Annotated in this window: 8 protein-coding genes and 2 rRNA genes (1 of these 10 only partly in view); 7 read left to right on the forward strand and 3 right to left on the reverse strand. The window is 70.1% G+C overall.

Annotated elements, in window-relative coordinates; genetic code table 11:
- Positions 1–2,101 (forward strand): 23S ribosomal RNA (locus O7542_RS01890) (it extends 1,008 nt beyond the left edge of the window).
- 74 nt (positions 2,102–2,175) lie between these two features.
- Positions 2,176–2,292, forward strand: a 5S ribosomal RNA gene (rrf, locus tag O7542_RS01895).
- Between the two features lie 346 nt (positions 2,293–2,638).
- Here rrf and O7542_RS01900 read toward each other — a convergent pair.
- Entirely contained in the window at positions 2,639–3,316 is a 678-nt protein-coding gene (locus O7542_RS01900) for a hypothetical protein (RefSeq protein WP_043331013.1), read from the reverse strand.
- A 69-nt stretch (positions 3,317–3,385) separates the two neighbouring features.
- Here O7542_RS01900 and O7542_RS01905 point away from each other — a divergent pair, with 69 nt between their 5' ends.
- The 3 genes from O7542_RS01905 to O7542_RS01915 are packed head-to-tail and all read left to right on the forward strand — an operon-like array spanning position 3,386 to position 7,751.
- Entirely contained in the window at positions 3,386–6,004 is a 2,619-nt protein-coding gene (locus O7542_RS01905) for a valine--tRNA ligase (protein ID WP_113972704.1), read from the forward strand.
- Positions 6,001–7,353, forward strand: a complete 1,353-nt coding sequence (locus tag O7542_RS01910; RefSeq protein ID WP_209962937.1) for a folylpolyglutamate synthase/dihydrofolate synthase family protein — start codon at positions 6,001–6,003, stop codon at positions 7,351–7,353. Before O7542_RS01905 ends, O7542_RS01910 begins: the two co-directional genes overlap by 4 nt.
- Complete coding sequence (locus tag O7542_RS01915; protein WP_043328962.1) at positions 7,350–7,751, forward strand: DUF4233 domain-containing protein; 402 nt, start codon at positions 7,350–7,352, stop codon at positions 7,749–7,751. The genes O7542_RS01910 and O7542_RS01915 overlap by 4 nt, the downstream gene beginning before the upstream one ends.
- 87 nt (positions 7,752–7,838) lie before the next feature.
- Here the strand turns inward: O7542_RS01915 and O7542_RS01920 are convergent, their stop codons facing one another.
- On the reverse strand, positions 7,839–9,170 hold the full coding sequence (locus O7542_RS01920; RefSeq protein WP_274479232.1) for a glyoxalase/bleomycin resistance/dioxygenase family protein: 1,332 nt from the start codon (positions 9,168–9,170) through the stop codon (positions 7,839–7,841).
- A 144-nt stretch (positions 9,171–9,314) separates the two neighbouring features.
- Between O7542_RS01920 and ndk the strand changes: the two genes are divergently transcribed.
- Positions 9,315–9,740 (forward strand): nucleoside-diphosphate kinase, encoded by a 426-nt coding sequence (gene ndk, locus O7542_RS01925; RefSeq protein WP_069087997.1) that lies wholly within the window; start codon positions 9,315–9,317, stop codon positions 9,738–9,740.
- A 60-nt stretch (positions 9,741–9,800) separates the two neighbouring features.
- On the opposite strand, the gene O7542_RS01930 is transcribed toward ndk, so the two are convergent.
- Positions 9,801–10,241, reverse strand: coding sequence for a carboxymuconolactone decarboxylase family protein (locus tag O7542_RS01930; protein WP_043328964.1), 441 nt, complete (start codon positions 10,239–10,241; stop codon positions 9,801–9,803).
- A gap of 193 nt (positions 10,242–10,434) precedes the next feature.
- Here O7542_RS01930 and O7542_RS01935 point away from each other — a divergent pair, with 193 nt between their 5' ends.
- Complete coding sequence (locus O7542_RS01935) at positions 10,435–11,994, forward strand: alkaline phosphatase D family protein (RefSeq protein WP_113972702.1); 1,560 nt, start codon at positions 10,435–10,437, stop codon at positions 11,992–11,994.
- The last annotated feature ends 103 nt before the right edge of the window (positions 11,995–12,097 follow it).

The raw sequence follows: 12,097 nt of genomic DNA on the forward strand, positions 1-12,097 counted from the left end.
GGTAAGTGAGAGCGCGGCAGTGAGACTGCGGGGGATAAGCTTCGTAGTCGAGAGGGAAACAGCCCAGATCACCAGCTAAGGCCCCTAAGCGTGTGCTAAGTGGAAAAGGATGTGGGGTCGCATAGACAACCAGGAGGTTGGCTTAGAAGCAGCCACCCTTTAAAGAGTGCGTAATAGCTCACTGGTCAAGTGGTTCCGCGCCGACAATGTAGCGGGGCTCAAGCACACCGCCGAAGCTGTGGCATTCACATTTTAACTTCGCCTGGCCTTGATGCCAGGTGCAGGTGTGTGGATGGGTAGGGGAGCGTCGTGCCGGGGGTGAAGCAGCGGGGTGACCCAGTTGTGGACGCGGCACGAGTGAGAATGCAGGCATGAGTAGCGAAAGAAGGGTGAGAAACCCTTCCGCCGGATGACCAAGGGTTCCAGGGCCAGGCTAATCCGCCCTGGGTGAGTCGGGACCTAAGGCGAGGCCGAGAGGCGTAGTCGATGGACAACGGGTTGATATTCCCGTACCCGCGAAAGAGCGACCCTGACGAACCTCGTTGTGCTAACCACCCAAACCGGCCAAGACCTTCGGGTTGAGGTTGGGGAGCGTGGGAACCTGGCGGGTAGTAGTCAAGCGATGGGGTGACGCAGGAAGGTAGCTGAGCCCGGCCGGTGGTTGTGCCGGGGTAAGCGTGTAGGCCGTGTCGTAGGCAAATCCGCGACACATGGGGCTGAGACGTGATGCCGAGCCGATTCAGGTGAAGTCAGTGATCCTATGCTGCCGAGAAAAGCCTCTAGCGAGTTCTTAGCGGCCCGTACCCCAAACCGACACAGGTGGTCAGGTAGAGAATACCGAGGCGATCGGGCGAACTGTGGTTAAGGAACTCGGCAAATTGCCCCCGTAACTTAGGGAGAAGGGGGGCCGGAGACGTGAAGCCCCGCGCGGGTGGAGCGTTGTATGGCCGCAGAGAGCAGGGGGAAGCGACTGTTTACTAAAAACACAGGTCCATGCGAAGAAGTAATTCGATGTATATGGACTGACGCCTGCCCGGTGCTGGAACGTTAAGGGGACCTGTTAGCCCGCAAGGGCGAAGCGGAGAACTTAAGCGCCAGTAAACGGCGGTGGTAACTATAACCATCCTAAGGTAGCGAAATTCCTTGTCGGGTAAGTTCCGACCTGCACGAATGGCGTAACGACTTCCCCACTGTCTCAACCACAGGCCCGGCGAAATTGCAGTACGAGTAAAGATGCTCGTTACGCGCGGCAGGACGGAAAGACCCCGGGACCTTTACTATAGCTTGACATTGGTATCTGAATTAGCTTGTGTAGGATAGGTGGGAGCCGGTGAAGCCTATACGCCAGTATGGGTGGAGGCAATCTTGAAATACCACTCTGGTTGATTTGGGTATCTAACTTCGGACCGTTATCCGGTTCAGGGACAGTGTCTGGTGGGTAGTTTAACTGGGGCGGTTGCCTCCTAAAGGGTAACGGAGGCGCCCAAAGGTTCCCTCAGCCTGGTTGGCAATCAGGTGTTGAGTGCAAGTGCACAAGGGAGCTTGACTGTGAGACTGACAGGTCGAGCAGGGACGAAAGTCGGGACTAGTGATCCGGCACTGGCATGTGGAAGCGGTGTCGCTCAACGGATAAAAGGTACCCCGGGGATAACAGGCTGATCTTCCCCAAGAGTCCATATCGACGGGATGGTTTGGCACCTCGATGTCGGCTCGTCGCATCCTGGGGCTGTAGCAGGTCCCAAGGGTTGGGCTGTTCGCCCATTAAAGCGGTACGCGAGCTGGGTTTAGAACGTCGTGAGACAGTTCGGTCCCTATCCGCCGTGCGCGTAGGATACTTGAGAAGGGCTGTCCCTAGTACGAGAGGACCGGGACGGACGAACCTCTGGTGTGCCAGTTGTCCCGCCAGGGGCACGGCTGGTTAGCTACGTTCGGAAGGGATAACCGCTGAAAGCATCTAAGCGGGAAGCTCGCTTCAAGATGAGGTATCCCACCCACTTTGTGGGGTAAGGCCCCCAGCTAGACGACTGGGTTGATAGGCCGGAAATGTAAGCCCGGTAACGGGTTCAGTTGACCGGTACTAATAGGCCGAGGACTTGACTACCAAGCTGCTACGCGTCCACTGTGCAACTCTGAACAAACGATCACCCACAGGGTTGGTTGACATGTTCATAGAGTTACGGCGGTCATGGCGGAGGGGAAACGCCCGGTCACATTCCGAACCCGGAAGCTAAGCCCTCCAGCGCCGATGGTACTGCACTCGGGAGGGTGTGGGAGAGTAGGACACCGCCGGACAAACATTCGATTTCAGGGCCACCCCTCACGGGGGTGGCCCTGAAACGCGTCCACCCCGAAAACCGGCCCTCATGCCGGCGCGTGAACGGTGGACCACCCACCACTTCCCCGAACCGCCGAACCGGCCACCACTACGCCGTAATGGCGATCCGGGGGGCCGTTACGCCGAGGTGGCGGCAACGGCGTGCCGGGAATGCAGCCACCTCCCCGTAGTGGCGAACCGGGCGGCCGTTGCGGGGAGCGGTCACCAGGGCGGGGACAGGCACCCGTCACCACGGCGACGTGACGGGGCGGGTGCCTGTCCCCTCGCCGCACTGGCGTGGACGAGTGCCCGCCGAGGTCGCGGTCAGCGCGTCTGGACGGACTCTCGGATGTCCCGGAACAGGGCCGCGGCGGCGTCGACCGTCCGGCCCGGGAACATGCCCATCACCACGCTGCCGTGGTCGGCCCACCCGCAGACCGCGAAGTCACCGCCGTCGCCGCTCGTCGTACCGCACTTCATCACGCCACCCAAACGGCCGGCGTCCACCTCGCGCAGGCCCGCGACCCGGCCGGTCTCGTCGGCCATCAGCCCGAACAGGGTGTCCAGGTCGCGTTCGGGCTGCCAGAGCAGCGTGGTGCCGCCGAACAGCAGCACCGAGCGCTTGGCGTCCCCGCGGTCGGAGTAGACGGCACCGTAGCCGCGGTCCAGCTCGATGTCGGCGGCGAGCCCGTCGCGCAGGTAGTCGGCGGTGCTGCGGGCCCGCTCGCTGTCGTCGCGTACCAGCCCGGCGACCTCGGTGGGCTGACCGAGAGTGGTGTCCTTCTGCTGGAGCACCCGCCATCCACCGAGGCCGAGCACGCCGGCGCCGGCCAGGCCGGCCGCCAGCAGGGCGGCGAGGACGATCTTCCGGCGCCGGGAGACGGGCCGGCGTTCGGGCTCCTGCGCGGGGTCGCGGCGGCTCAGCTCGATCGGCTCTTCGGTCAGCTCGACCGGATCGGAACCCCCGTCGACCGGGCGCTCGGTGAGATGCGCGTCGGACATGACCGCCACCGTACGCGAATCACCGGTGGCGCACGTCAGGTCCTCGAAAGCGCTCCGTAGACTTTCAGGGTGACCGAGAGACTGGATGCCCGACGCCCCGACGCCCCGACCCTCGCCGGCCAGTACCAGCCCGGCGAGGTAGAGCAGCGACGGTACGAGCAGTGGGTAGCCGGCGGACACTTCCGGGCGTCGGCGGACAGCGAGAAGCCACCGTTCACCATCGTCATCCCGCCGCCCAACGTCACCGGCTCGCTGCACATGGGCCACGCGTTCGAGCACACGCTCATGGACGCGCTCACCCGGCGCAAGAAGATGCAGGGGTACGAGGCGCTCTGGCTGCCGGGCATGGACCACGCCGGCATCGCCACCCAGAACCTGGTCGAGCGGCAGCTCGCCGGTGAGGGGCTGTCCCGCCACGACCTCGGCCGGGAGAAGTTCGTCGAGCGGGTCTGGCAGTGGAAGGCCGAGTCCGGCGGCGCGATCCTGGGCCAGATGCGCCGGCTCGGCGACGCCGTCGACTGGGACCGCGAGCGTTTCACCATGGACGAGGGCCTGTCCCGGGCCGTGCAGACCATGTTCAAGAAGCTCTTCGACGACGGGCTCATCTACCGGGCCAACCGGATCATCAACTGGTGCCCGCGTTGCCTCACCGCGCTGTCCGACATCGAGGTGGAGCACACCGACGACGAGGGCGAGCTGGTCTCGATCCGCTACGGCGACGAGGTGGTGGTGGCGACCACCCGCGCCGAGACGATGCTCGGTGACACCGCGGTGGCGGTGCACCCGGACGACGAGCGGTACCGGCACCTGATCGGCACCGAGGTGGAGCTTCCGCTCACCGACCGGCGGATCCCGATCGTCGCCGACGAGCACGTCGACCCGAGCTTCGGCACCGGCATGGTCAAGGTGACCCCGGCGCACGACCCGAACGACTTCGAGATCGGCCAGCGGCACGACCTGCCCTCGCTGACGATCATGGACGAGCGCGGGATCATCACCGCGCCCGGCCCGTTCGAGGGCCTGGACCGGTACGAGGCCCGCCCGGCGATCGTCGCGGCGCTGCGTGAGCAGGGCCGGATCGTGGCCGAGAAGCGGCCGTACCTGCACGCGGTGGGGCACTGCTCGCGCTGCAAGACGACTGTCGAGCCGCGGCTGTCGCTGCAGTGGTTCGTCAACACCGGGCCGCTCGCGAAGGCCGCCGGCGACGCGGTGCGCGACGGCCGGGTGGCGATCGAGCCGGCCGAGCTGGCCAAGCGCTACTTCGCCTGGGTCGACAACATGCACGACTGGTGCATCTCCCGCCAGCTGTGGTGGGGTCACCGCATCCCCGTCTGGTACGGCCCGGACGGCGAGATCGTCTGCGTCGGCCCGGACGAGGAACCGCCGTCCGGCGAGGGCTGGCGGCAGGACGAGGACGTGCTGGACACCTGGTTCTCCAGCGGCCTGTGGCCGTTCTCCACGCTCGGCTGGCCCGAGCGCACCCCGGACCTGGCGAAGTTCTACCCGACCAGCGTGCTGGTCACCGGCTACGACATCCTGTTCTTCTGGGTCGCCCGGATGATGATGTTCGGCCTGTACGCGATGGACGGCGTGCAGCCGTTCGACGTGGTGGCGCTGCACGGCATGGTCCGCGACGAGCACGGCAAGAAGATGTCGAAGTCGTTCGGCAACGTGGTGGACCCGCTGGACTGGATCGACCGGTTCGGCGCCGACGCCACCCGGTTCACGCTGGCCCGCGGCGCGAACCCCGGTCAGGACGTGCCGGTCAGCGAGGAGTGGTGCCAGGGCTCCCGCAACTTCTGCAACAAGCTCTGGAACGCCACCCGGTTCGCGCTGCTCAACGGCGCGCACACCGGCGGCCCGCTGCCGGACGCCGCCGACCTCTCCACCGTCGACAGGTGGATCCTGTCCCGGCTGGCGCACGTCACCGCCGAGGTGGACGAGCAGTTCGAGGCGTACGAGTTCGCGAAGGTCTGCGACCTGCTCTACCACTTCGCGTGGGACGACGTCTGCGACTGGTACGTGGAGCTGAGCAAGCCGGTGCTGGCCGAGGGCGGGCCGGCTGCCGACGCCACCCGGCGGGTGCTCGGGCACGTGCTGGACCAGCTCCTGCGGCTGCTGCACCCGGTCATCCCGTTCGTCACCGACGAGCTGTGGTCCGCGCTCAGCGGCGGCGAGACCGTACTGACGGCGTCCTGGCCGGTCGCCGACCGTACCCTCGTCGACGACGCCGCGGAAGGCGAAGTCGCCACCCTCCAGCGGGTGGTGACCGAGGTCCGGCGGTTCCGGTCGGACCAGGGGCTGCGGCCGACCCAGCGGGTCGCCGCGCGGCTCGACGGCCTGACCGGCGCGGGCATCGCGGCGCACGAGCCGCTGGTGCGCTCGCTGGCCCGGCTCGACGCGCCCGGCGACGACTTCCAGGCCAGCGCCACGCTGGCCATGCCCGGCGCGGTCAGCGTCGCGCTGGACACCCGCGGCTCGATCGACGTGGCCGCCGAGCGCGCCCGGCTCACCAAGGACCGGGCGGCGGCCGAGAAGGAGGCCACCCAGGCGCGGGCGAAGCTGGACAATCCGGCGTTCGTCGGCAAGGCGCCCGAGCCGGTGGTGGCGAAGATCCGCGAACGGCTGGCGGTGGCCGAAGCGGACCTGGTCCGGATCGACGCCGCCCTGGAGGCGCTGCCCTCGTGAGCGACCGCACCGACCGCACCGACCGCAGCGCGTTCGCCGAGGTGGAGGCCGCGCTCAACGCGCGCGGCTTCACCCGGATGCACTTCGAGCTGGAGAAGATCGAAACCCTGCTCGACCTGCTGGGCAGCCCGCAGCGGGCGTACCCGTCGATTCACCTGACCGGCACCAACGGCAAGACCTCGACGGCCCGGATGATCGACTCCCTGCTGCGGGCGTTCGGGCTGCACACCGGCCGCTACACCAGCCCGCACCTGGAGACCGTCCGGGAGCGGATCAGCCTGGACGGCGAGGCGGTGAGCGAGGAGCGGTTCGTGTCCACGTACCGGGAGATCGCTCCGCTGGCCGAGCTGGTCGACCAGCGGTTCGCCGAGCCGCTGACGTACTTCGACATGACCACGGCGCTGGCGTTCGCCACGTTCGCCGACGCCCCGGTCGACGTGGCCGTGGTGGAGGTCGGGCTCGGCGGCGCGGAGGACGCGACGAACGTCATCCAGGCCGGCGTCGCCGTGATCACCCCGATCGGGCTGGACCACACCGAGTGGCTCGGCGACACGATCGAGGACATCGCGCTGCACAAGGCCGGCATCATCCACCCCGGCGCCACGGTGATCGCGGCGGCGCAGGAGGAGGAGGCGGCCCGCCCGATCCTGGAACGCTGCGCCGAGGTCAACGCCACCGTCGCCCGGGAGGGCGCCGAGTTCGGCGTGCTGCGCCGCGCGGTCGCCGTCGGCGGCCAGGTGCTGACCATCCAGGGCCTGGGCGGCGTGTACGAGGAGATCTTCATCCCGCTGCACGGCGCGCACCAGGCGCAGAACGCGGCGGTGGCGCTGGCCGCGGTGGAGGCGTTCCTCGGCGCCGGGGCCCGGCGGCAGCTCGACATCGAGGCGGTCCGGGAGGGCTTCGCCGCGACCAGCTCGCCGGGCCGGCTGGAGCGGGTACGGACCGCGCCGACGGTGCTGCTCGACGGCGCGCACAACCCGCACGGCATGGCCGCCACGGTGGCCGCGCTGCAGGAGGAGTTCGCGTTCAGCAAGCTGGTCGGCGTGCTGGCGGTGCTCGGCGACAAGGACGCGGCGAGCCTGCTGGAACTGCTCGAACCGGTGCTCGACTCGATCGTGGTGGCGGAGAACAGCTCGCCCCGGGCGATGCCGGTGGACGAGCTGGCCGCGCTGGCGCGGGAGATCTTCGGGCCGGAGCGGGTGCAGGTGGCCCGGGAGATGCCCGACGCGATCGAGGCGGCGGTGGCGGAGGCCGAGGCGGACGTGCCGGGCGAGCTGGCGGGGGTGGGCGTGCTGGTCACCGGATCGGTGGTGACAGTGGCCGACGCCCGCCGGCTGCTCAAGCGATGACCGGCCCGCAGCATGGCCCGGACGCGGACCAGGCCGGTCCGGAGCAGGCGGGCGGCGAGCGGCGGTCCGGGCTCCGGAACCCGGACAAGGCGGTACGTGGACTGGGCGCCGGCACGATGGCGCTGGAGGCGCTGGTGCTGCTGCTGGCCATCCAGCCGATCCGGGTGGTCGGCGGTGACCTGAGCGGCGCGGCGATCGGCGCGATCGTGGCGCTGGCGGTCGCCTGCGTGGTGCTGGCCGGCCTGATGCGCCGACCGTGGGCGTGGCACGCCGGCACGGTGCTTCAGGGTCTGCTGCTGCTCTCCGGGCTGCTGCACTGGTCGCTGTTCGCGCTCGGGGTGATGTTCGCGCTGGTGTGGGCGTACGCGCTGCACGTGCGGCGGGTCATCCTCGGCTGAGCGCCGTCGCGCGCGGCGCGGTCCCGCGCGGTGTTGTGTTAAGAAGGGCCCCTTCCTCTACCTGAGGCGTTAAGAAGGGGCCCTTCCTTACACCTCGGCGAGGGTGCGCCACTGGGTCAGGGCGACGCCGTGACCGTCGGGGTCGCGGAAGGCCGCCGCCCACACCTCCAGCTTGGTGCCCCGGTTGACCACGCGCGGCGCGTACGTGAACCGGACGCCCGATTCGCGCAGCCGCTCGTACGCGCCCTGGATGTCGTCCACCTCGAGGTTGACGTGCACCAGCCGGCGGCTGATCGGGGCGGCGCCGGTGACCCGGCGCAGCACCAGCCGGGTCGGCCCGGAGGCGAGCACGGCGTTGCCCTCGCCCCGGTCCAGCTCGTCGAAGCCCAGCTCGCGGTAGAAGTCGAGGGACCGGTCCAGGTCGGTGACGAGCAGGGTGATGCCGACGCCGCTGATCGGGCTGCCCAGCCCGTCCGGCTCGGCCGCGTCCGCCGGGCCGGACGAGCCGGACGGGCCGAAGATGGCCTCGTCCAGCTCCTCGGCGGTGGGCGGGGTGTCGGAGCGCCGGGGCGCGTCCGCCGGGTCGTCCAGCGGCACGTCGATCGGGTCGGGCACGGTCTCGACGGGAATGGTGTCGGCCGCCTCGGCGCGCGTGCTGTCGGGTGCCGGGGCGCCGATCGGCTCCTCGGCCGGGACGCGGGGCGCCGGGGCGCGGCGGGGGAGCGGGCCGGCGGCTGCCGGTTCGACGAGCTGCCCCTCCAGCACCATCCGGCCGCTGGGGCTCTGGTGCAGCACCACCGGCTCGCGCTCCTCGGCCCGGGGCGGCACGTCGTCCAGGTACTCCTCCGGCGCGGGCGGGTAGTCGTCGCGGAAGTCGTCCTCGGGCGCGCGCCCGGCCCACGGCGGCGCCTCCTGCGCGATCAGCGGCTCGTCCAGCGGGTCCGGGGTGTCGTACTCGGGCGGCAGGTCGGCCACCGCGGCGGCGGTCTCCGCGTGGGTGGGCACCTCGTCCCAGAGGACGCGCACGTGCCGCTGGTCGTCCAGCGCCACCCGGACCGGCAGCGCCTGGCCGAGTGAGGGCCACTTGGCGACCGGCACCCGCGGCTCGATGATCTTCTTGGACCGGGGCGGCAATCCGGGCGCGTCGATCACCAGTTGCAGCTCGCAGCGGCCGAACGCGTACTGGGTGGGTGGTTCGGAGGCGCTGTGCACGTGCCCCAGCCCGATCACCCAGGTGCGACCGCCGCCGCGTACCGTGGCCAGCGCGATCGCCAGCACCAGCAGCGCGACGCCGAGCGCCACGATGGCCCAGCTGGTCATGCCCAGCCCGAACACCGTCACGAAGGTGGCGACGGTGCCCAGCACCGTGCCGATCAGTTTGCGTACCGGCGCGATCGTGCGGTTCCCGCCATTCGCCACAGTGGACCTCCCAGGGGTTCCAGGGCCAGGCTAGGCCGCCACGGCGGGCCAGGGAAGACGCAGCCGCCGCGCCGGCGCCGGGACCGGGTCGCTACGCTGACCGTACCCAGCCGACCCCGTTTGAGTGCGCAGGAGGAAACCAGCGTGTCCAGCAGCAGCCCGGACGAGCGGACGCTCGTACTGATCAAGCCCGACGCGGTGCGCCGCGGTCTGGTGGGCGAGATCCTGTCCCGTTTCGAGCGCAAGGGCCTGCGGATCGACGCGATGGTGACCCGGACCATGGACGGCGACTTCGCCGACCAGCACTACGCCGAGCACGTCGACAAGCCCTTCTACCCGCCGCTGAAGACGTTCATGACCAGCGGCCCGCTCGTGGCGCTGGTGCTCTCCGGCGACCAGGTGATCGAGGTGGTGCGCGCCATGATCGGCAGCACCGACGGCCGCAAGGCCGCCGCCGGCACGATCCGGGGCGACCTGTCGCTGTCGAACCGGGAGAACCTGGTGCACGCCTCCGACTCGGCGGACAGCGCCAAGCGCGAGATCGCGCTCTGGTTCCCCGAGCTGGCCTGACCGACGCGCCGACGGCCCCGGCCCGCTCCTGGCGGGACCGGGGCCGTCGTGTGTCAGCGATCAGACCTGCGCCGGCGGCTGCGTCCGGCAGGTCACCGCGACCCGGTTCCACACGTTGATGGTGGCGATCGCCACCACCAGGTCGGCCAGTTCCTTCTCCGACCACACCTTCGCCGCGCCGTCCCAGACGTCGTCCGGCACGCCGTGCTCGCCGAGCCGGGTCACCGCGTCGGTGAGGGCCAGCGCGGCCCGCTCCCGCTCGTCGAAGAACGGCGCCTCCCGCCACGCCGCGACCGCGAACAGCCGGCGGCTGTCCTCCCCGGCCCCCAGCGCCTCCCGGCTGTGCATGTCCACGCAGAACGCACAGCCGTTGAGCATCGACGCCCGCAGCTTCACCAGCTCCAGCACGGTGTGGTCCACGTTCGTCCGGACGTACTTCTCCAGGCCCAGCACGGCCTGGTACGCCTCCGGCGCCACCGCCGCCATGTCCATCCGGCTCATCGCCGCCTCCTCGTTGGTTGGGGTACGCGCACAGGACGGGGCACGGCGGGCGCGGCGTGACGCGCCTGCGGTGTGACGGTGGTCATGGCCGGGCCGACAACAGTCGTTGACGTTCCGGTCACCTCGACCGGAGTTCCCGGCCACCTGCGGCCGGTAGACCGGGCTGGCGACACTGCCGAGACCGGGAGAACCCATGACGCACATCGATCGACGTACCCTGCTCCGCGCCGGCCTGGTCGCCGGCGCCGGAGTCGCCGGCGGCGCGCTGCTCGGCGCGCCCGGCGCGCCCGCCGCACCCGGCCTGCGGCCCGGCGGCCGGCCGCTGCTCACCCACGGCGTGCAGAGCGGCGACGTGACCGCCGACTCGGCGCTGGTCTGGACCCGCGCGGACCGGCCCGGCCGGATGCTGGTCGAGGTGAGCCGCCGGCCGGACCTGCGCGGCGCCCGCCTGGTGCGCGGCCCGGTGGTCGACCCCACCGGCGACCTCACCGGCAAGGTCCGCCTGCGCGGCCTGCCCGCGGGCCAGCGGCTGCACTACCGGGTACGGGTGGAGAGCCTGGACCGGCACGGCCTGTGCAGCGAGCCGCTGACCGGCTCGTTCGCCACCGCCCCCGGGCGGCAGCAGCGGCGTGACGTGCGGTTCGTGTGGACCGGCGACATCGTCGGGCAGGGCTGGGGGATCAGCCCCGACTTCGACGGGCTGGCGATCTTCCGGGCCATGCGGGAGCGCCGCCCGGACTTCTTCCTGTGCAGCGGCGACACCGTGTACGCCGACGGCCCGCTGACCGAGAGCGTGGTGTTGCCGGACGGGCGCACCTGGCGCAACCTGGTGACGCCGGAGAAGAGCAAGGTGGCCGAGACGCTCGCCGAGTACCGGGGGCAGTTCGCGTACAACCTGCTCGACGAGCACCTGCGGGCGTTCGCCGCCGAGGTGCCGCAGATCAACCAGTGGGACGACCACGAGGTGGTGAACAACTGGTACCCGGGGGAGATCCTGACCGACGAGCGGTACGGCGAGAAGCGGGTGGACGTGCTCGCCGCCCGGGCCCGGCAGGCGTTCCACGAGTGGCTGCCGGTGCCGGCCGGCGGGCCGATGTACCGCAAGCTGTCGTACGGGCCGCTGCTGGACGTGTTCGTGCTGGACATGCGCACCTACAAGGACCCGAACGACGGCAACACGTACGCCGACCGCAACCGGGGGCTGCTCGGCAGGGCGCAGCGGGAGTGGCTGATCCGGGAGCTGCGCGCGTCCCGGGCCACCTGGAAGGTGATCGCCAACGACCTGCCGATCGGCGTGGTGGTGCCGGACGGGGCAGACGCCCAGGAGGGCGTGGCGCAGGGCGACCACGGCGCGCCGGCCGGCCGGGAGCTGGAGTTCGCCGAGGTGCTGCGCGCCTCGCACCGGGCCGGGGTGACCGGGCTGGTGTTCCTCACCGCCGACGTGCACTACACCGCCGCCCACCACTACGACCCGGCCCGTGCGGCGGTGCGGGACTTCAGCCCGTTCTGGGAGTTCGTCTCCGGCCCGGCGCACGCGGGCGCATTCGGCCCGAACGCGCTGGACGGCACGTTCGGCCCGAAGGCGGTGTTCGTGCACGCCCCGCCGCGCGCCAACACCTCCCCGGCCGAGGGCTTCCAGCACTTCGGCGAGGTCACGATCGACGGCCCGTCGGCGGCTCTGACGGTCCACCTGCGGGACCGCTCCGGCGCCTCGCTCTGGACCACCACCCTCCCGGCCCCGTCGCGCCGCTGACACCTCGCCGGGCAGTGGAATACCCGGCGGCGCGGCACGGCGGGCAGGGGGTCGAGTACGCTTGAACGCACAGGCGACGACCCGGCCATCACCGGTGAGCCTC

This window comes from Micromonospora sp. WMMC264, from assembly GCF_027497275.1.
In the GTDB taxonomy this organism is placed as follows: Bacteria; Actinomycetota; Actinomycetes; order Mycobacteriales; family Micromonosporaceae; genus Micromonospora; species Micromonospora chalcea.